This window comes from Coleofasciculus sp. LEGE 07092 (assembly GCF_015207375.1).
GTDB lineage: Bacteria > Cyanobacteriota > Cyanobacteriia > Cyanobacteriales > Coleofasciculaceae > LEGE-07092.
This window is the reverse complement of the sequence record NZ_JADEWY010000002.1, coordinates 22831-43789: the sequence shown is the minus strand read 5'-3', so window position 1 is coordinate 43789 and position 20959 is coordinate 22831. Positions and strand designations below refer to the sequence as shown.

Below are 20959 nucleotides of genomic sequence, written 5' to 3'. Positions count from 1 at the left end.
GGATGTTGTACTCTCGCATGAATGGACTTGGGAACGACAGCTAAGTTTCTACCTCAACCGTCGCACCTCGTCCAAACTCAAACCAGTGATACGACTAATTGTGTCTTCATCTACAACCCCGATCATTTTCCTAGCTATTTCTACTTTAGATTCCTGAATACCCTGTTCTCGTCCGACTTGAATTCCCTGTTCAAAGCCCTCTCTCAATGCCAGTTTAATCGCATTCCGTTGGTCGTGAATATAGATTTCTCGCTGCTCTAGCACTTCTAACTCTTCACGAGTCAAAGTCGCTTGATTCGCCACTTCAAACGCTTTGCGTATTTCCGGCACCTGTGCCACTGTTTCAAGTATAGTCTCTAATCCTCTAGCACTTTTGATAAAATATATCCATTTATCGCTCTTCCATCACTCTAGGCAGAGGAAAATAAGAAATCTGCTGAATATGAGGTGTCGGGAATAGTACCTCGCACTCGATTCATCAATGCGATTAATGGGAAAAAGCCAACCGCTAAATGTGAAATGGGAAAAACTGTAAGCCAAGGTTTAAGTCCCGTTAAAGAATTGGTAAGGTTGAATAAGTGACATACTCCTACCCTGAATCAGAGATTACAGGGTAGGCTTCCAACAGCCCGATGAAGGGTATGAAGGATTTCCTTCGTGGTACTCTGAGCCATAGTTCCAACTACGACCAACTTCCCACTACGGCGTTTTATGCTTGGGAAAATGTCCAACCCAAGCCTTTTCAGGTTGATGGCGGCATTGATATCACGGTCAACCTTCAAAGAATGTTGCTCATCCCAATAGTTTCTAATGCTGCAATCAGTAAAGATGATTTCATCCCGATAGCAGAGAACCATTGACGAATAAGCAGGTTTTTGCGGAATGACAACTGCTCCAGCTTTTGCGGCTATGTAGTCCAGCGTCTTAAAAAAGTTACCAAATGCGGCGTCTAACCAGGATTTATTCAACCCTGATTTAGCGGATTGACCATTGGGGAGGAAAATCCCATCATCCGCCTGCTTTGCCTTGTTGCGCTTGGTTAAACCCTTGAGATTGAGGTCTTCATGAAAGAAGACTTTCTTTCCAGTTTTTACTAATTTGTGAGCGGTTTTGTACTGAAAATCTTTACGAGATCTGGCAATCCGTTGATGCTGTTTTGCCTCTCGTTTTGCCAGTTTGCGACGTGCTTTAGATCCACGTATACGCTTGTTACGTCTGGTTGAGATGCGGTCAAGCTTGGCTTGATTCTTCCTGAGCGGCTTCAGGGAGGGGAGTTTTTCACCTTCTGAGGTTGCCAGATAGACATCCTCATTCAACACGGCATCCACACCCATTGAGTTATCCCAAGTTGGAATGACCTCGCCTGGGACAAAATCTGGGACGGCTGGATCTTCCAGCATGATTTGCATGAACCATCCGTCAGCTTTCTTGGTCACACTGACCTGCTTAATCGTGAATCCTTCTGGGATTTCCCGGTGCATCCGCACTTTGACGACTCCCAGTTTAGGCAGTCGGATGTACATCCAATGCTTACGAATCAGAGAAAGCTTGATTGCCTTACCATCCGCAAACGTCAGCGTTCTGAAGTCCGCAACAGTCTTGAATCGGGGCTTGCCTGACTTATTGCCGTTGCTATCTCCCATAATGAAGCGATTCATAGCTTTGTCTACGCGCTTCGATACTTCCTGTAAAACGCTGGCATCTACGCCAGAGAAATCAAGCAATTCACCGCTATGCCAAACCTTGACCAAATCCTGCTTCAGAATGGGTAATTGCTTTTTCTGAGCATAGAAGTTTGGTTTATCACGTAAGTCTGCAATGCTGCTTACCAACGGGCAAGCGTCAACACGAGTTCGATTCATCAGCCACCAATCAAAGCGATCTCCTAATTGACGGTTATACCAATAACGAGAAATTCTGAGCCATTCGTTAAGCTCTAGCTTCTGCTTAGTGTCTGGATAGAATCGATACTGAAATGTTGTCTTCATTGCGTTACGACCCTTACACTTGACTTAGTGTTATGCTAGCACAAGCAAAAGGTTTAGTGTCAATATCATGAGCAAGGGTTTTATTCATAAGGCGAGGGGTGTTTCAGACCTCAAATGCCATTTAGTGTTAACGCCAAAATATCGTAGAAAACTATTCAATGATCCAATGTTGATCCGACTGGAGGAAATTTTCAAAACACTCATGGAAAAGTGGGAAGGTCGGTTAATTGATTTTAACGGTGAGATTGATCACGTTCATTTACTGATTCAGTACACGCCTCAAACTGAACTGAGCAAGCTAATCAACAACCTGAAAACGGTTTCCAGTCGATATCTCAGGAAAGAGTTTGCAGAGCGCGTCAGCAAGTTTTATCGCAAAGATGTTCTATGGACAAATGGCTACTTCATTGCATCCTGTGGAGGAGTGACGGTTGAGCAACTTAAGCAGTACATCGAAGAACAAGACCGACCCGTTGAGTAGCGTAAGGGATTGTTCGTTTCGTCGTTGCTGTCTTTCCTATTCTCGCTTCGCTCAAAATTGGTCAGACAGCACTCCTCAACTCACACGGCTTTCACCGCCACACCAAATTAAAAATTATGGTGTGGGGACTCTCGCCTGCCTAACTAGACGTAAATTATTGAGTAGATTTTTCCATCCTTTCCCCAAGAGCTTGAGACAGGTTAACATTTCTTAGTACAGCATACAAAAATTATGTTTAGGTACTTACAGCCAATATTTATGATACCAGGTCATCTGATTGTTGAGGAGTTTAGCGCTCAAGGCGACAAGTTGCTGTGGCATGAGTCTATCGTTGACCTTGGCACTTTTCAATAGTGTTAACATATATTGGCACTATAAAAAAGTGCTATATATGTTTTAGCATCGTTTGACAGGTATTTACTCATAGGCAATTCCCGTGTTAGAAGCATTCGTCTTCGCAACCATATTATGCGGATTTTTCGGCATCATCCTGAAAAAAAACCTGGTCATGAAGATCATCTCAATGGATGTGATGAGCACAGGCGTTATCGCCTATTACGTGCTGGTGGCATCGCGAGACGGATTATTCACGCCAATTGTGGCAAATGCCAACAATGGCACTTACTCCGATCCGGTGCCCCAGGCGGTCATCTTGACGGGGATTGTGATCGGCTTTTCGATTCAGTGCTTAATGCTGGTCGGTGTAATGAAGCTAGCACGGGATAATCCCACCTTGGAAAGTAGTGAGATCGAAAAGAGCAATACCCCATGAATACCATTACGATTGCCTGGATTGCACTACCGTTTTTTGTGGGGTTCAGTATTTATCTACTCCCCAAACTTGACCGTTACCTGGCACTGGGTGTCTCTCTTATTTCCGCTGGATATGCATCGCAGCTATTTCTCGAACATTCACCCCTGCAACTGGAGTTACTCGATAGTTTCGGCGTCACATTAATAGTCGATCAGTTAAGCGGCTACTTTATATTGACCAATGCGCTAGTGACAGCAGCAGTCATCTTCTACTGTTGGCGCACCGAGAAAACCGCTTTTTTTTATACTCAGACCATTATTTTGCATGGCAGTGTCAATGCCGCTTTTATCTGTGCAGATTTCATCAGTTTGTACGTGGCGTTAGAAGTAATTAGTATTGCCGCGTTTCTCTTGATTGCCTATCCCCGAACCGACAGATCGATTTGGGTAGCCTTGCGCTATATGTTTGTCAGCAATACGGCTATGCTGTTTTATCTGGTGGGCGCGGTGCTAGTCTATCAGGCGCATCATTCCTTTCGTTTTGAGGGGTTACGCGGCGCACCAACCGAAGCGCTGGCACTCATCTTCCTGGGACTGTTAGTAAAAGGGGGAATCTTTGTCTCAGGATTATGGTTGCCCTTAACCCATTCCGAATCCGAAACGCCAGTATCAGCCATGCTATCGGGAGTTGTGGTAAAAACGGGTGTCTTTCCGTTGGTGCGCTGTGCGCTGATGGTGGAAGAGATTGACCCCATCGTCAGGATTTTTGGAGTTGGGACAGCACTTCTAGGAGTAGGCTATGCCGTCTTTGAAAAAGATACCAAACGGATGCTGGCGTTTCACACGATTTCTCAGTTAGGCTTTATCCTCGCCGCCCCGGTAGTGGGAGGTTTTTATGCGCTTACCCACGGACTAGTCAAATCAGCACTTTTCTTGATAGCGGGGACTTTACCCAGCCGTAACCTCAAGGAACTACAACATAAGCCAATTAATACCCCCATCTGGATTGCCCTGGTGATAGCTAGCTTCTCAATTTCAGGCTTTCCCTTGTTGTCCGGCTTTGGGGCGAAGGTGTTGACGACGAAGAATCTGCTGCCCTGGCAAGTGATTGGCATGAACGTTGCGGCTCTGGGAACGGCAATATCGTTTGCCAAATTCATCTTTCTGCCGCATGGGAATGACAGCAAAGGGAATGTAAAACCCGGTTTCTGGTTAGCGGTGATTCTCTTGCTCGGTGGTCTGGTTGCAGCAAATGGTGTGTATTTTGAGGCATATACCGTTAAGAATATCGTGAAACCCCTCGCAACTATTGGACTGGGATGGTTAGCATATTTTTTGATTTTTAAACGATCTGTACTCAAGCTACCCCGTGTCCTTGAGCAATTTGACCATCTGATCGGGGTGATGAGTCTGATATTACTTTTGCTGTTCTGGATGGTATCAGTATGATTGGGCATCTGAATCTGATATTACGACTGACCATCTGGTTTTTGCTTACCTCTGATCTGAGTTTGGCAAATATTATCATCGGTGTCAGTATCGCATTCCTCTTACCGGGTCGTAACAAAGCTCCGGAAGCATTAAAGGATTGGCTGCGTGTCTTAGGTGAGATTATCGTAGCGATTCCCCAGGCGTATATTGAGGCATTTGAAATCATCTTCCGTCCCCATAATCACGAAGATGTAATCATGGAACGAGTCAAACCTCAACGCACGCCGGGGCTTATATTCCTGGATATATTTCTGATTACCTTTACGCCTAAGACCATTGTTTTGAAATACCACGAAAGGGGCTTGTATGAAGTACACCGGGTGCGACGGAGGAAAAAGCGATGAATCTGATATTAATCGCTATGATTCTGGCTCTGCTTATCCCCATTTATGAGGCATGGCAGGATGATGATATTTGGCAAAAAATGTTGGCGTTTGCCAGTATTGCAACTAAGACATCAATCATGATCCTGGTCGTATCGGTTTTCCGTGATGATTGGATGATTGGTGTTGTTGGGGTCATCATTCTGAGTGTGGGCAATGCCGGATTAATGTTGCTGGCACATATCCTCAAACGAATCAATGATTTAGGGAATGAGTGAACTAGTACCAAATTTGTTAAATAGTGCTACATTTTACCCCCCTAACCCCCCTTATCAAGGGGGGAACTAGATTCAAAGTCCCCCTTTTTCAAATTTAAAAAAATTCAATGGCGGGGGGAAAACTTATCAAGGGGGAAACTAGATTCAAAGTCCCCCTTTACAAGGGGGATTTAGGGGGTCTGAATAAAGTTGGTATGAGACAGAAACATTTATGTATACGATGATCAACGTGCTTAGTTACACCTTAATCGGTTTAGGAATTGTCTTCTGGTTTTGGGGAACCTTTCCTCTAATTGGTCACCGCTCAGTATTATTCAAGCTGCATAGTCTTTCGGTTGCAGATACCCTAGGGAGCATGAGTATCGTTGTTGGGTTACTCCTAAAGATACCCAGTGAATGGCCGCTACTTGTCCTGGGACTGATTTCGTTGGCAATCTGGAATACAGTGCTGGGGTATGTGTTGGCATATTGTTCCAGTAGCGAGGGTAGCCATGACTGATAGCTATATTTATGTCATAACCGCACTGCTGCCGTTGTCCGCATTCATGCTGGTAGTTCAGGTCAATCCTTACCATGCTCTGATTATTCAGGGAATATTGGGAGCAGTGGCTTCATTAGTTTTTGCGGTTTTGGGGGCGGCGGATGTTGCTTTGACCCAAGCATTGATGGGTACTCTGCTGGCAATTACACTTTATGCGATCGCGGTACGTTCATCGCTAGTTATGCGTCTTGGTGTACTCGAAGATGGAGCAATCAAGACAGATGACGAAGGTTATTTTGGGGAATTAGTGGATGATTTACGCACAATTTTTGGTAAACACTATCTGCGTCTTGAACTAGTTCCCTACACAGATAAGCAGGCTTTGCACCGGGCGCTGATGGAGAAAGAAATCCATGGGACTTGTGCCCGACGGCAGAACCAGGATCAGCTAGTACAAGAGTCTGAAAACCAACCCTATCACACCCAGATCAGGGTTCGACGCCTTTACGAGATCATGCAAGCCGAACTGTCTTCACCCGCGACAATCTTGACCTATATAAATGCACCAGATTCAGGGGAGGAACATTGATGAAATGGATCTATATTGCCGCAGGGATAGCCCTGTTCGTTATATTCTTGCTCAGACCAAATCCGGCACCAGACTCAGGGGATATCTCTATCGTCAAATCGGTGGTAGAAGATAGTGGTGTACCCAATGCAGTTACAGGTATTATTCTCAGGAATCGGCTGTATGACACGATCTTTGAAGTCGTGGTATTTACGATCGCGGTAATGGGAACCCGGTTTCTGTTAACTGATGAAAGACCATTCTGCACAATTTATCAATTTACAGATGAACCATCAATTATTCTGGCACGTCTGGGAGCGACTATTACCGCGTTAGTGGGTATTGAACTGGCGATTCGGGGGCATTTGAGTCCGGGGGGAGGTTTTGCCGCAGGAGTGGCGGGGGGAACGGCGATTGGCCTGGTGGCGATTACCTCATCAACGGAGTGGATGCAGGGGATTTACAAACGTTGGCACACTTCTAGATGGGAGAAGGTTTCGGTTCTTGTTTTCATTGTCCTGTCAGTTATCACTCTGGCTGGAGTGGAATTACCCCACGGAGAGTTGGGCACACTAGTTAGCGGGGGGGTTATCCCTTTGCTCAACATATTGGTGGCAGTAAAAGTTGCCTTGGGTTCTTGGGCAGTTGTTTTGCTTTTTATTCATTATCGAGGATTGTTGTGAGAGTTGATTGACCAATGAGCACTCTCCAGCGCTGATTCTCTTGCGGTTGTGAAAGTCACCCCCTACAAGTTACGACTAGGTTGATAAGCTAGAAAGAGTCTTTTTTCAAGGTCAAGAGTACGTCCTAATGCGTTACCAACAGCACATGAGCTACGTCGAAAAAATTAACCGTGTACTCAAACCTCCTGCTACACCTAGCCATCCACTAGTAGTCGATCTATTTGCCGGATGTGGTGGCTTATCACTAGGTTTTGAGGCACAGGGTTTCAAAACACATGGTTTTGAAATGGATGCTGATTCATGTGCAACTTATAGGAAAAACTTGAAAAGTCAATGTACTGAAATTGTTCTCACTCCAGAAACTGATTTACCTTCTGCACCTGTGTTGATTGGTGAATGAGATAGAACAGCACACCGTTCCTCTACAGCTATCTTTACCATTTTAACTAAGTATTGATGCGTACATTGCCACAGTATATTTTTAAATCAAAAAAGTCGCAGCAACTGCAAAAGCTTATTAATGAAGCTTTATACATTCTTGATAGGTTTGGCGTTCCTCTTGAGAAACAGACGCAAAGACGTCTGGAACGAATAGGTATGGCTTTCTTAGCTGTGGCTAATGTAAAAGTTAGCAGTGATTGGGCAAAAGTAAAAGAGTTCAATGGTACTCATGCTCTAAGAACTAGAGAAATTATCAAGTATTGGAATGAAAATTTTGACGAAAATATTTCTGATAGTTCTTATGACGATATAAGAAGGAAAGACCTCAAACTAATTGTTTTATCAGAAATCATAATTTCTAGCGCGGCAAATCCTAATGCGGCTCGGAACGATGGAACAAGAGCTTTTGCGTTAAATCCAGAATATGCTCCTCTGATAAAAGCTTTTGGTTCTGTTAACTGGGAAGATGGCGTTGATGATTTTTTATTAAATAAAGTAACGCTAGAAGAACAGCTATCCGACAAGCGAGATCTAAATTTAATTCCTGTTAATTTCCCTTCTGGCAAAACTTTGAAGTTTAGCCCCGGCAAGCACAATGAATTACAAAAAATCGTTATCGAGGAATTCCTCCCTCGCTATGGCTATGGTGCAGCAGTATTATATGTAGGTGATACTGCCAACAAATTTCTTCACCTGGAAAGAGAACGTCTTCAGAAGCTAAACTTCTTTGAACTGTCTCATGGAGAGTTACCTGACATTGTAGCTTACTCATAAGAAAGAAATTGGCTCTATCTGATAGAAGCTGTTCATAGTTCAGGCGCGATTTCACCTGTACGTCTTTTAGAGCTAAAGAAGCTCACTGAGGAATGTACCGCTGATATTATTTTTGTCACTGCGTTTCTTGACCGTAATACTTTCCGCCAATTTCTTTCAGATATTGCTTGGGAGACAGAAGTCTGGATTGCCGAAACACCCGATCATCTGATTCATTTTGATGGAGAAAAGTTCTTAGGTTCGTATTCTCCACCACTATCTTCCTGATGAGCGATCGCAGTGACACCAACACAGGTGTGTGGAACTGGAAGCTCAAAGTCCCTCTTTATAAGGGGGATGCGAGGGGGTCGTACTGTACCTCATGACTATGAGAAACGCTATATTATATTTCATTGTTATTTGTTGTATCACGTAACAGCGGGAACCGCTGTATTTCCGGATTTCAAGTTATTTTGAGGAACTGAGGTGCTACAGTTCTTGTTTGACTTGCTTCTGAGCCATTAAAACTGATAGTTTAGCAAACTAAGTACGGAAGACCCACTTTTACTGGAGTTCCACCCTATAGGTTTCCCCTTGCACCATCACGCAATCCCCGACTAATAATTTACGTCCGCGTCGAGTTTCAGTTGCGCCATTCACTTTAATCTCACCTGTCTGAATCAGCAGTTTAGCTTGACCACCCGTTGAGACGACACCAGCCCACTTGAGAAATTGATCTAGTTTTATTGTCTGAGATTCATCATTCATTCTAAAGGTTCCAAGGAAAAATTACTGATTATTCTTATAGATAACAAAAAACCGCCCATCGCTGTAGGTTTAGCGTTGTGCGGTGCCAGCTAACTGCTAAGAGTTAAGAGTTAGAGGGATAAGCGATCGCCTGACTCAATCTCTAAGTTGCACTCTTGGGAGGCATAACGACTTTTTTCGCTAAACCCAACGTTTGCATCACTTGAATCGACCACCAGGTTACATCAAGTTCCCACCATTTCCGACCGGCTGGGGCGACATTGGGATTAGCATGGTGGTTGTTGTGCCAACCTTCACCATAGGTTAAGAGTGCTGCCCACCACAGGTTGCGAGAACCATCAGTCACTTCATAGGTTTGATAACCGCTCAGGTGAGTCGCCGAATTAATTAACCAAGTGCTGTGCCAGAGAAAGACGGATCTAACAAACATTCCCCAGATCACAAAGTTCCATCCTCCCAACAGGTATAGCAACACCCCCAGAGGAATCTGAAGCAGCAGGAAGTAGCGATCGAGCCAGGTATAGTAAGGATCTCGCGCTACGTCAGGAGCATTCTTACGATAGTATTCGCTGTCAAATAACTCCGGTTTCTGATAGAACAGCCAGAACATATGGCTCCACCAAAAACCTCGTTTCGCTGAGTAAGGGTCTTTATATTCGTCTTCTGGGTGAGCATGATGCTGGCGGTGTCCGGCTACCCAAAAGACCGGTCCCCCTTGCAGGGCTAATGTTCCTATAGTGGTAATGATATATTCCAACCACTTGGGCACCTGAAAACTGCGATGAGTCAAAAGTCGGTGATATCCTAAACAGATACCAATGCTGCCAAACAACCAGTGCAGAAATAGGGTAATACCCAGCGCCGACCAGGAAAAGAACCAGGGAGCCAGCATTGCTAAAGCGTGAATCGTCGCAAAAAACCCCAAGCTAACCCAGTTGAGCTTCAGTGATGGTTGGTTTTCTGGGGTAGCCGCAAGTGAGTTGTTGGTCATAAATACTTACTTTATATGGGCTTTGAAATGCAAGTATTACTTGCACTGCTCCCATACTAACGAAGATAATGCCAAAATGCAAGTGTCACTTACATTTTTATTACTTATGTCTCGAACCAGTTCTGGAACCAAGGCGCGTTTGATCAGAGCAGCGCTTGAGTTGTTCAGTTCTCAGGGTGTCATCGAGACAACAACACGACAGATTGCAGAATTGGCTCAAGTCAATGAAGTGACGCTGTTCCGCCACTTTGGAAATAAGCAGGGATTGCTTTTGGCGGTGATTGAAGATTCTGCTGTGTTTACCCGTCTCGGAGAAGTGTTGAGGGAACAGGTAAAGCAAACCAGCTCAGTTGAGCAAGTTTTGAAAACCTATGCGAGCGATCGCATTCAAGCCCTTGAACAGATTCCAGAGTTACTGCGCTCCGTCGTCGGTGAAGCCGGTCAATACACCCTTGAAAACCGCCAAGCGCTCGGACAGGGCGTGACTCAAGCCAATTACGACGTTGCCCAATACTTAGCGACGGCAATCGAGCGTGATGGCTTGCACCTGCGTTTGCCTGCGGAAAAATTAGCGAGTTTGCTCAACCTGATGCTGTTCGGGTATTTGGTGATTGAATTAACCAGCGAGTTTCATCAACTGTGGGACAACCGCGAGGATTTCTTAGAAAATTTAGTGGAATTAGTCTTGCATGGAGCTGTTTCACCAGAACAAATGCAGGTTAAGCCCTTAGAAAACAACCATAACACTTCACCCTTCGAGTCTGAGACTGTAGGGGATTTATCAGCTTCTGTGGTTCATTCAATTCTGCAAGGAGCCAAAAAACGGGGATTGCGGGATTACGCTCTGGCATACGTGCTACTTGGTACGGGTTTGCTGCCTGAGGAGATAGTTGCCTTAGAGCGATCGCATCAAATCAGCAATACAAACCAGCACCTGTTGCAAATCCCTCAAGGTGCGGTACGGCAAGTGCCAGTGAATCAGTGGATTATGGGAAAGCGCTACGGTTCTTATACTCGCAATCCTTTAACTCAATGGCTCAAAAACCGCAAAGATGACCAATCAGCATTGTTTGTGAATGATACAGGTCAACGGATATCACAGGACGATTTAATTAGAGTATGGCAGGAATTAACCTCGGGGTTAACCACTCCTGAGAGTCAACCCCTATCCATCAAGCAAGCCCGACAGACTTGGTGCGTAGAAATGCTGATCAGGGGTATGAGCTTGGAAGATTTAAGTATTCTCAGCGGTTGGGATGTGGAGGAGTTACAACCTTATGTGCGTAGAGCACGAGAAAAAACTGCCTTGGAGAGGGCGGTGCGCTTGGATCAAAAAGGATAGTTCAAGTTTTACTATTCTTCCATGAGGGCAACGGAGAGGTGTTTGTATCTCATTTAGGACTGCTATAGGGATATCTACATCTATCGTATTTAGAGATGCGATCGCTATCCTCGCCATCGCATTTCACCTGAGTTCGATATAGTTGTTTATCTTTCTGCCCATCAGCCAATAAGTAATCATTTCCCCCTTACCCTTAACCTCGATCACACCCCGTTCCTGAAACTCATACTTGTCCTTCAAGCGATCATACGTCTGGGCTGTAACTTGAATCCTGCCCGGAATTCCCGATGATTCCATCCGGGCAGCAACATTAACTGTATCGCCCCACAAATCATAACTGAATTTTTTGGTGCCAATCACCCCAGCGACTACAGGACCTGTATTAATGCCAATCCGCATTTGGAACGATTCACCCTTGTTCGTTTTGAAACGGTTAATCGCTTGCTGCATATCTAGGGCGATTTCCGCGATCGCTTCACCATGATCAGGGCGAATCACAGGCAAACCGCCTGCTACCATATACGCATCCCCAATGGTTTTAATTTTCTCTAAACCATGCTGCTCAGTCAGTTCGTCAAAGGTAGAAAAAATTGACCCGAGCAGGCTCACAAGTTCCAAAGGTGAAATTTGAGCCGCCAAGGGTGTAAAATCAACAATATCAGCCAACAAAATAGTGGCATCATCGAATCTCTCAGAAAGGGAGCCTTGATACTGTTTGAGTTGGTCGGCGATTTGTTTAGGTAAGATATTTAATATTAACGCTTCTGACTTTTCTTGGGCAAGACGCAACGCTAACTCTGCTTGCTGACGCTCTAAAATTTCCTGTTGAAGCTGGGCATTTGCTTTGGTGAGTTCGGCAGTGCGCTCCGCCACTTTTTGTTCTAAGGACGCCGTTAACTTTTTCAAAGCTTCGTTTTGTAAGGCTAATTGTTGCTCTTGCGTATAACGACGCAGCGCTTCCCGCACTGTTAAAATCAGATCAGTTTCTTCCCAAGGTTTAGCAATGTAACGGTACAAATTTGCCGCATTGACAGCATTACCCACCGCTTGAGCATTAGCCTGTCCGGTCAACATAATCTTTAAAATCTTGGGATACTGAGTGTGAATTTGAATCAGCAGTTCATCCCCTTTCATCCCTGGCATGATTTGGTCACAAACAATTAAAGCAACTTCAATGCCATCGGCTTGCAATTCCTCAATAATCTCTAGGGCTTCTTCACCACTTTCTGCCCCTTCAATCTCATAATCGACCCCCATGTTACGCTTGAGCTGCTCTGTGAGACTTTCTAAAACAACATCTTGATCGTCAACACATATAATTGCCAGGTTACTCATCAGTTACGCTAAGGCAGAGGTAATGATTTGCGTCAAGTCGTCTTCCGTCCAAGGTTTGTGTAAGCAAGAGTATAAATTCGCCTCTTGTTTAGCACGCTCAATCGCCTCCTCATCCGCTTGACCGGTCAGCATTACCTTTACAATTCCCGGAAATCTTTGATGAACTTGAATGAGAAACTCATCCCCTTTCATTCCCGGCATCAGCCAATCCGAGACAATGATTAAAATATTGACCGCTTCATCCTGCAACTCTTCAATCACGTCCCAAGCTTCCTCAGCACTTTCAGCCACCTCATAGAGATATTGGCTACCAAAATGCCGTTTAAGTTGCTCTTTGAGACTTTCTAAAATGACGCCTTCATCATCAACACACAAAATTGCCGTGTTCGACATGATTAATTTTTCCGTAAAACCGTGAGTGAATGGTTGGATATACTGCCAATGGTAGCCGATATTTTTTTTCTTCTGCGTTGATTTATAGCAGACTACTTATCTATTGGCATTGCCTAAGAATCCGACGATTGACTGCTCTCAATCGGTAGCGAGACTTTAAAGATAGTGCGCCCAGGTTTACTCTCGACCTCGATTCGTCCTTGATGTTTGTCAATAATCTTGTAGACGATATCCAATCCCAAACCACTGCCTTCTCCAGCCGGCTTCGTGGTGAAGAAGGGTTCAAAAATTTTAACTTGAATCTCTGGGGGAATGCCACAACCGGAATCGGTGACTTGCACCACCGCTTCACCCTCGGATTCAAACACCTCAAGTTCTAACAAACCCTTACTCTCCATAGCTTGAACCGCGTTGTGAATTAAATTAGTCCACACCTGAATCAGTTCATCGGGATAGCACCAGATGGGGGGCAACGGCTGGTAGGCTCGCATCACCTCGACGCCATGCTTGAGTTGATTGTTATATAATTCCAGTACCGTTTCTAGACCTTCGGTCAGTTGCACGAGTTGTTTCTCACCGGTATGGTCGTAGCGGGCGTAATTTTTCAGGGCAAAGACGACCTTAGATGCCCGCTCTACAGCCGTCAGGATGTTCTTGCTGTTGCTTTGTAGGCGAACAAGGTTGTATGCCAGTTGCAACATCCAGTCCGCGTCTGAGTCTTTGAGTAAGGGTAAGAAAAGTTCAATCTCTTGATAAATCCCCATATCAGTTAAGGTGTCAGCAATACGCCTAGGTTTATCAATTCCGTTGTCTTCGAGTTGACGGGTTAGAGTGCGCTTAAATTGCCGTTTTTCTTTGGACGTGATGTGAGTGTTACTCTCAAGTGAGTGCTCAAGGAGGGTAAAGAAATGGACTTGTTGGTGGGAATTGAGCCGTTGCAGGAGTTGGGGCAGTTGGATTAGAGACTCCGAAAGGGCAGTTGCCGTATTATTCGCCGAAGCGCGAATTGCTCCGAGGGGAGTATTAATTTCGTGAGCAACGCCAGCAATGAGTTGTCCAAGGGCTGCCATTTTCTCCGATTGAATTAGTCCATTTTGGGTAGCTTGAAGATAGTTGAGGGTTTGGGAGAGTTCTTGGGTACGTTCGGCAACTTTTGCTTCTAGATGGGCATATAATCGAGCATTTTCAATGGCAATAGCGGCTTGTCCGGATAAAAGTTGTAAAACTTCCAGTCGGTTAGCGGTAAAGGCTCCTTCCATCAGATTATTCTCGAAATAAACAATGCCCTCAAGTTGTCCTCGATTAACGAGGGGCGCACAGAAGAGTGATTTCGTCTGATGCTTTTGAATATAGGGATCATTGGTAAATTTGCCAATACGGGTTGCATTAGGCTTAACCACGGTTTCACGGGTGCGGGTGACGTAGTTGATCACGGATTCGGGGAGGTGGTTATCTAGGGGAAGGGATTGCAAAACCGTGAAGTTATCACACTCTACTTCCCCAGAGGCTTCAATCCGCCATTGATTCTCTGTTTCTAAAAGCAGGTAGCCCACTTGCGCTCCAGCATTTTCGATGAGAATTTTCATCAAATTGCGGAGTAATTTATCCAGCACAATTTCACCAGCAATGACTTGGCTGGCTTTCATCACGGTTGCCAAATCCAATACATCACCGGATTGAGTACTCGTTGAGACATTGGTGACAGTCGTGCGAATGTCTGTAGGGCTTTTTGCTGCCATGATTTCTGTCAGTAACTGCGGGTATTTTGACTCTAAATCTTTAACTTTGGCGGTAGCCCCCCAGCGAACGTAGCCGTAGTAGGCATCTAGCCTGTAGGATTGGGCAAGCTTGGGTTTACCCCAAGACTGGTAAAATCTGGCAGCGAGTTCGTTTGCCAGTGCCTCTTCGTTGAAATACTCATTTTCTCGAGCGGTGGCAATGGCGAGATCATAATTCTCAATAGCTTCAGCTTTGTTACCTAGAATTCGTTGGGATTCAGCTTCAACTAAGTAAAATTTATGTAAATAGTTCATGGGGCAATGCTCTGCCCATTTCTGCATCTTTTCTTGGTTGGATCGGATTTTTTCGAGCAGGCTAGTGGGCTGGGATGCAGGACTATTGGGATAAACGGCTAGCCGTGCCAGAGAATCATAAAAACACAAGAGCGGCACAACGACTAACCCTGTGACACCATCTAGATACTGCTCAGTTATTTCGGCATAGTCAACCGCTTGCTCGAAATTTTGAAAGTAATAATTCAGAATTAATTTGTTGAGATAGAGGTGGTAAAGTGCAGTGCGATCGCTAGCCTGTTGATGCAGGGGTAGCATTTGAGTTTCATTGTAAGCCTCACCCGTTAAAACACAGGGATTTTGTCCCTCGGTGCTATTAGAAGAGGAAGGGAAACTCATCAAGTTCAAGACAGCCTGCCGATAGATGTTCAGGTAATTCAGCATGGTGTCTTGCTTGAGTTCAGCAATTTGAATACTGTAATTTGCCATCTCTCGCACCAGACTAGTCAGTTCGTGTCCGATGAAATAGGCGTTGAGCCAGGGATTATAAGCACAGTGAGCAGCAAATTCAAAGTCTCCCGTCTCCCGTCCGATTTGATAACCTTCTAGGAAGGAGTTTATCGTTGTACGAAGATGGTCTTTCCAATGAACAATCGTGGCATTAAAAACCGCAATAATTTTGGCTTGAAATTCTTGGGAATTGAAGCATTTTGATAGCATTAACGCCAGTTTTCCAAACTGATAACCGGCTTCGATATCTCCGACTAACCCACAGAGAATTAACCCGTAAAAGGCATAAGCCGACGCTGACGCTGACGTGTTTCCAGAGTTGAGAGAAAGGATAATTTGCTTGAATACGATGAGGGGTAGCAATTCCGGAACAGCGACAAAGGTTGGTGTCCCTAAAAGCGCCAGAATCCGCATGGCTGCCAGTTGGTGAGCATCGGTCATTTTGGGCAGGTTAATTAAGTCGGCAGGGCTTCTTCCCGCTAAACGTAATGTTATCTCCTCTAGTCCTTGCTGAATATCTACAGGGCTGGGCTGAGGAGGAAATTCTAATCCGAATAACTTTAGAACTTGTAGCCCCAGGGTAACGGCTGCTTTAAGTTGGCTTTGGGCAACACAAGCTCGGAGTTTGACTTCATAAATTATTACCGTTTCTAGCAGCGTTTGGGCATTCTGCAATACAACTTCTGCTAAGTCGTTCATCTGATGAAAGTTGCCACACAAGTATGCTGCTTCAACCGCTGAATCATAAATCGATACCGTTAAATCATACTGAGTCTGCCAAGAATCTGAGGTTAAAAGTAATCGTCCTGTCTCAAAGTACTTGAACGCTGCGCCATAAGCCATCGCTGCTTTAGCTTTTTCTCCGGCTATCCAATTAAGTCGGGTAATTTTATATCGTTCCTCTTGACGAGTTTCCTCTGCAATCCCACAATTGAAATAATCTACAATTTTAAATATCGTTTCTGATAAGGCATCGGTGGGAGTATTTTGGAGGAGCAGTTGACCAATTTGTAAGTGAATGACTGCTTTGGTTTTATCGTCAATTAAGGCATAGGCGGCTTGTTGAATGCGGCTGTGTCCAAATTTATAGGTTTGGATTAATAAGTCTTCATCTAACTCGGAGATGGGTAAAATTAATCCAGCATGAACAGCTATAGATAAATCTTGAACTAGAGCGGCTTGCGGTTTTTCACAAATGATGGAGAGGGTATTTAAGTCAAAACTATTCCCCACACAAGCCCCTAAACGCAAAACGACTTGAGTGGAAGTAGGCAGCTTTTTTAACTTGCAAACCATCAACTCAACAACGTTATCGGTGATATCCTGTGCCTCAATTTCAGCCCAATCCCAGTGCCAGGTACGAGAATTACCATCAAAGGTGATTAAGTTTTCACCGTGCAGGGCTTTGAGAAACTCATGAACAAAGAAAGGATTGCCGCCAGTTTTTCGTTTGACTAACGTTGCTAAAGGTTTGACAATTTCCTGGCTCTGTTGAAAGGATGTCTGTGAACCTGTATTTACGTGTAACGTCTCAGCAATCAGTTGGCTAATCGACTCTAACTCTAACGGTGCTAAGATTATCTTGTTAACAGTAATTCCTGCCTTTTGTAGCCCTTCAAGGGTTATCATTAATGGATGAGTAGAGTTGACCTCATTATCTCGATACGCTCCAATTAGGAACAGATAGTGCATATCTGTATCCATCATTATCAATTGCAGCAACTGGAGGCTAGCCGAATCTATCCACTGAAGATCATCTAGAAAGATGACTAAGGGATGCTCTTTGACACCAAATACCCGAATAAAGTTTTGGAAAACCCGATTAAAGCGATTTTGACACTCACTAAACCCTAATTCTGGTACTGGCAGTTGCTTGCCGATAATCAATTCCACTTCGGGAATGACATCAATAATAATCTGAGCGCTAGCACCCAATGCCGCTAAAATTTTTTCTTTCCATTCCCTTAGCTGTGCTTCGTTTTCAGTTAGCAGTTGCCGCATTAATGCTTGAAACGCATTGACGACAGCCGAATAGGGAACATTCTGCTGAAACTGGTCAAATTTTCCGTAAATAAAATAACCTCGTTTTGCAGTGATGGGTTTGTGAATTTCCGCCACAAGGGATGACTTACCAATGCCGGAATATCCTATCACCAACATCAGTTTTACTCTGGCAACAGATGTAGCCGCTAACTCATCCGTTACAGAATCTGTTGCCACTCGTTCAAATGCCGCCAACAAGGTTTCAATGTCCCGTTCCCTACCATAGATTTTTTGCGGAATTTGAAACTTTTCAGAACTATCTCGAGTGCCAATGGGAAAATCAGGAAGGGTGCCAGTTGTCTCTAATTGATTCAGGCATTCTTCTAAATCAGCTTTAATTCCCCAAGCACTCTGATATCGTTTCTGTGCCGTTTTCGCCATCAGTTTCATGACGATATTGGAAACAACTTTAGGAATTTCCGGGTTCAGTTGAGCGAGTGCAATCGGGACTTTGGCAATGTGACAGTGTACCAACTCCAAAGCATCAATGGTATCAAAGGGTAGCTTCCCTGCCAGTAGTTCGTAGAAGGTGACACCGAGGGAATAAAAGTCGGTGCGATAATCAATGAAACAGTTCATTCGTCCTGTTTGCTCTGGGGATAGGTAGTCTAAAGTGCCTTCTAGGAGGTTGGGATTTTTGAGGGTAGGATTAGAATGAGTTAATTGGGTAGCAATGCTGAAGTCAATGAGTTTGACTTGGTTGGTTTCTGGATTGAAGAGGATATTAGACGGATTAATATCTTTATGGATAATATTGGCAGCATGAATCGTTCCCAAAATTTCCGTGATCTGAATCGCGATCGCTAAAAAGTCTCGTAAAGACGTAAATCCTTGCGCCCCAAAAGACTGACTCATCCATTGCTTTAAAGATAATCCCCTAAAATCCTCTAAAATTATTACCAACGTTCGCTGATAAGGTTCTAGTCCATACGCCTTAACTACCCCATCCAAATTTAACTGACGGGTAATTTCATATTCCTGTTTGTAGCGGGTAAGTTCGGATGGTGTGGGATAATCCAGCTTCAGAGCTTTGAGAATGACGGTTTGGTTATCCTGTTCTCGGATACCCCGATAAACTAGAGAGTTAGCACTTTCATACAGCTTCTCTATAATTCGATAACCGGAAATTGTTAACATCGGTGTTTAAAGCGATCAGCAAGAACTCATCACATAGTCATGGCAACGCACCCGAAACTAATACGTTATAGGGTAGACAATACCCACCCTATGTTTGATTTTCTTTACCTTACCTTATACTATCAATTAAAATAATGGCTTGAAACTTGTCCTTCGTGATCAATAGCTGTTAAAATCGGAATTTCTAGGCGTCTTCTCAACGATTATGGGCAACAGTTTCGGGCATCTGTTTTGCATAACCACCTTTGGCGAGTCCCATGGTGGTGGTGTGGGTGTGGTTATTGATGGATGTCCACCTCGGTTAGAGATTTCCGAACAAGAGATACAGGTTGAACTTGATCGCAGACGCCCAGGACAAAGCAAAATTACCACCCCTCGCAAGGAAACGGATACCTGCGAAATTATTTCCGGGGTGTTTGAAGGTAAAACATTAGGGACGCCCATCGCCATCTTAATCCGTAACAAAGATACCCGTTCCCAAGATTACGACGAGATGACCCTTAAATACCGCCCCTCCCATGCCGATGCCACCTACGATGCCAAATACGGGTTTCGGAACTGGCAAGGGGGCGGACGATCCTCGGCGCGAGAGACAATTGGTAGAGTGGCAGCCGGAGCGATCGCTAAAAAAATTCTCAAACACGTTGCCAATGTTGCAATTGTCGGCTATGTTAAGCGAATTCACACCTTAGAAAGTGTTGTTGACCCGCATACTGTCACCCTCGAACAAGTCGAAAGCAACATCGTCCGCTGTCCAGATTCTGAATGTGCCGAAAAGATGATTGAACGAATCGAGCAAGTTCGACGAAACGGTGATTCGATTGGTGGCGTAGTCGAATGCGTAGCGCGAAACGTTCCCAAGGGTTTGGGGGAGCCCGTTTTTGACAAGCTAGAAGCCGATTTAGCCAAAGGAGTCATGTCTCTACCTGCCAGCAAAGGGTTTGAGATTGGCTCTGGTTTTTCTGGAACTTTGCTGACGGGTTCCCAACATAACGACGAATTTTATATCGACGAAAATGGTGAGGTGCGCACGTTCACCAACCGCTCGGGCGGTATTCAGGGAGGCATTGCTAACGGGGAGCCAATTATTTTACGAGTAGCATTTAAACCCACTGCTACTATACGAAAAGAACAGCGTACTGTCACCAACACAGGCGAGGAAACCCTCCTCGCTGCCAAGGGGCGTCACGACCCTTGCGTCTTACCCAGAGCCGTGCCTATGGTAGAAGCAATGGTCGCTTTAGTATTATGCGATCACCTTCTACGTCATCAGGGTCAGTGCCATACTTTAAAGCCTTAAATTACCGATGGAAACCACTCCTTCCTCTGAGTTTGCAGTCCACTTCTGGGGTGTCCGAGGCAGTGTCCCCTCTCCAGGAAAAGATACCGTTCGTTACGGCGGCAATACCTCTTGTGTCGAGATGCGAGTTGCGGGCAAACGCCTGATTTTTGATGGCGGTACAGGGCTGCGGATGTTGGGCAAAAGTCTGAAGCCCCAGTTACCCATCGAAGCCTATTGGTTTTTCACTCACTATCACTGGGATCACATTCAGGGCGTGCCGTTTTTCGAGCCAGCCTTTACAACAGGAAACACCCTGCACATTCACGGCGCAGCACCGGAGGGAGCATCCATGGAGCAGCATTTTAAGAAGCGCGTGCTGCACCTAAATTCCCCCGTCCCCATTCGAGAAATCCAGGCAGATTTGAAATTTTACGATATCATCTGCGGCGATACGGTACAGCTAGGAGATATCACCATTGAAACTAGCCCCCTAAACCATCCCAACGGCGCGATGGGTTATCGCATAAGCTGGCAGGGGCATTCAGTCGTCTACTGCACCGATACCGAACATTTTCCCGATCGCCTCGATGAAAATGTGCTGCACCTGTCTCGTGATGCCGACATCCTCATCTACGACGCCATGTACACCGATGAAGAATACCACCATCCCAAATCACCCAAGGTAGGGTGGGGGCATTCCACCTGGCAGGAAGGCGTTCGAGTCGCCAAGGAAGCAGGAGTCAAGCGGCTAGCAATTTTTCACCACGAACCCAATCATACAGATAACAATCTCGATCAAATTGAGATAGAAGTCAAAGAAGCTCACGTCGGTTCGTTTTTGGCGCGGGAAGGACTGGTTGTGCCCATAATTTGAGCCGTTAAACTGATTAACTCAAGAGCATTGCC

General features: G+C 45.0%; 19 protein-coding genes and 2 pseudogenes. 14 read left to right on the top strand and 7 right to left on the bottom strand.

Annotation, left to right across the window (positions count from 1 at the left end):
* Window positions 1–48: 48 nt before the first annotated feature.
* Window positions 49–399: pseudogene (locus tag IQ257_RS00955) on the bottom strand (Rpn family recombination-promoting nuclease/putative transposase); the annotation flags it as partial.
* A gap of 200 nt (window positions 400–599) precedes the next feature.
* On the bottom strand, window positions 600–1988 hold the full coding sequence (locus tag IQ257_RS00950) for an RNA-guided endonuclease InsQ/TnpB family protein (RefSeq protein ID WP_193873076.1): 1389 nt from the start codon (window positions 1986–1988) through the stop codon (window positions 600–602).
* Window positions 1989–2055: 67 nt separating this feature from the next.
* On the opposite strand from IQ257_RS00950, the gene tnpA reads away from it, so the two are divergent.
* The 11 genes and pseudogenes from tnpA to IQ257_RS00900 all read left to right on the top strand — a co-directional run bounded on the left by tnpA (window position 2056) and on the right by IQ257_RS00900 (window position 8528).
* Window positions 2056–2469 (top strand): IS200/IS605 family transposase, encoded by a 414-nt coding sequence (gene tnpA / locus IQ257_RS00945; protein ID WP_193873075.1) that lies wholly within the window; start codon window positions 2056–2058, stop codon window positions 2467–2469.
* A 231-nt stretch (window positions 2470–2700) separates the two neighbouring features.
* Window positions 2701–2823 (top strand): hypothetical protein, encoded by a 123-nt coding sequence (locus IQ257_RS30610; protein WP_265584453.1) that lies wholly within the window; start codon window positions 2701–2703, stop codon window positions 2821–2823.
* A gap of 82 nt (window positions 2824–2905) precedes the next feature.
* Window positions 2906–3241: a cation:proton antiporter subunit C gene (locus IQ257_RS00940; protein WP_193873074.1), complete on the top strand. Its 336-nt coding sequence runs from the start codon at window positions 2906–2908 to the stop codon at window positions 3239–3241.
* A complete protein-coding gene (locus IQ257_RS00935) occupies window positions 3238–4671 on the top strand; it encodes a cation:proton antiporter (RefSeq protein ID WP_193873073.1) in 1434 nt (477 codons plus the stop codon). Before IQ257_RS00940 ends, IQ257_RS00935 begins: the two co-directional genes overlap by 4 nt.
* Window positions 4668–5057, top strand: coding sequence for a Na+/H+ antiporter subunit E (locus IQ257_RS00930; RefSeq protein ID WP_193873072.1), 390 nt, complete (start codon window positions 4668–4670; stop codon window positions 5055–5057). The genes IQ257_RS00935 and IQ257_RS00930 overlap by 4 nt, the downstream gene beginning before the upstream one ends.
* Window positions 5054–5314, top strand: a complete 261-nt coding sequence (locus IQ257_RS00925; protein ID WP_193873071.1) for a hypothetical protein — start codon at window positions 5054–5056, stop codon at window positions 5312–5314. The genes IQ257_RS00930 and IQ257_RS00925 overlap by 4 nt, the downstream gene beginning before the upstream one ends.
* A gap of 220 nt (window positions 5315–5534) precedes the next feature.
* Window positions 5535–5813 carry a monovalent cation/H(+) antiporter subunit G gene (locus tag IQ257_RS00920; protein WP_193873088.1) on the top strand — a complete coding sequence of 93 codons (279 nt, stop codon included), beginning with the start codon at window positions 5535–5537 and terminating at the stop codon, window positions 5811–5813.
* Entirely contained in the window at window positions 5806–6384 is a 579-nt protein-coding gene (locus IQ257_RS00915) for a DUF4040 domain-containing protein (protein WP_193873070.1), read from the top strand. Before IQ257_RS00920 ends, IQ257_RS00915 begins: the two co-directional genes overlap by 8 nt.
* Window positions 6384–7046, top strand: coding sequence for a Na(+)/H(+) antiporter subunit B (locus IQ257_RS00910; RefSeq protein ID WP_193932895.1), 663 nt, complete (start codon window positions 6384–6386; stop codon window positions 7044–7046). The genes IQ257_RS00915 and IQ257_RS00910 overlap by 1 nt, the downstream gene beginning before the upstream one ends.
* 127 nt (window positions 7047–7173) lie before the next feature.
* The gene (locus IQ257_RS00905; RefSeq protein ID WP_228060313.1) at window positions 7174–7446 is read left to right on the top strand and encodes a DNA cytosine methyltransferase; all 273 of its coding nucleotides are present in this window, start codon (window positions 7174–7176) and stop codon (window positions 7444–7446) included.
* A gap of 56 nt (window positions 7447–7502) precedes the next feature.
* Window positions 7503–8528: pseudogene (locus IQ257_RS00900) on the top strand (BsuBI/PstI family type II restriction endonuclease).
* Between the two features lie 276 nt (window positions 8529–8804).
* Here IQ257_RS00900 and IQ257_RS00895 read toward each other — a convergent pair.
* Window positions 8805–9008, bottom strand: coding sequence for an RNA-binding S4 domain-containing protein (locus IQ257_RS00895; RefSeq protein ID WP_193873068.1), 204 nt, complete (start codon window positions 9006–9008; stop codon window positions 8805–8807).
* Window positions 9009–9150: 142 nt separating this feature from the next.
* Window positions 9151–9999 carry an acyl-CoA desaturase gene (locus IQ257_RS00890; protein ID WP_193873067.1) on the bottom strand — a complete coding sequence of 283 codons (849 nt, stop codon included), beginning with the start codon at window positions 9997–9999 and terminating at the stop codon, window positions 9151–9153.
* A gap of 106 nt (window positions 10000–10105) precedes the next feature.
* Between IQ257_RS00890 and IQ257_RS00885 the strand changes: the two genes are divergently transcribed.
* A complete protein-coding gene (locus IQ257_RS00885; protein WP_193873066.1) occupies window positions 10106–11341 on the top strand; it encodes a TetR family transcriptional regulator in 1236 nt (411 codons plus the stop codon).
* A gap of 123 nt (window positions 11342–11464) precedes the next feature.
* On the opposite strand, the gene IQ257_RS00880 is transcribed toward IQ257_RS00885, so the two are convergent.
* The 3 genes from IQ257_RS00880 to IQ257_RS00870 form a co-directional block, all read right to left on the bottom strand.
* Window positions 11465–12676, bottom strand: a complete 1212-nt coding sequence (locus tag IQ257_RS00880; protein WP_193873065.1) for an adenylate/guanylate cyclase domain-containing protein — start codon at window positions 12674–12676, stop codon at window positions 11465–11467.
* A gap of 3 nt (window positions 12677–12679) precedes the next feature.
* Window positions 12680–13069, bottom strand: a complete 390-nt coding sequence (locus IQ257_RS00875; RefSeq protein WP_193873064.1) for a response regulator — start codon at window positions 13067–13069, stop codon at window positions 12680–12682.
* 113 nt (window positions 13070–13182) lie between these two features.
* On the bottom strand, window positions 13183–18771 hold the full coding sequence (locus IQ257_RS00870) for an AAA family ATPase (protein WP_193873063.1): 5589 nt from the start codon (window positions 18769–18771) through the stop codon (window positions 13183–13185).
* Window positions 18772–18976: 205 nt separating this feature from the next.
* Here IQ257_RS00870 and aroC point away from each other — a divergent pair, with 205 nt between their 5' ends.
* Together aroC and IQ257_RS00860 are read left to right on the top strand one after the other, a co-directional pair.
* On the top strand, window positions 18977–20071 hold the full coding sequence (aroC, locus tag IQ257_RS00865; RefSeq protein ID WP_193873062.1) for a chorismate synthase: 1095 nt from the start codon (window positions 18977–18979) through the stop codon (window positions 20069–20071).
* A 7-nt stretch (window positions 20072–20078) separates the two neighbouring features.
* On the top strand, window positions 20079–20927 hold the full coding sequence (locus tag IQ257_RS00860; RefSeq protein WP_193873061.1) for an MBL fold metallo-hydrolase: 849 nt from the start codon (window positions 20079–20081) through the stop codon (window positions 20925–20927).
* Window positions 20928–20959: the final 32 nt, after the last annotated feature.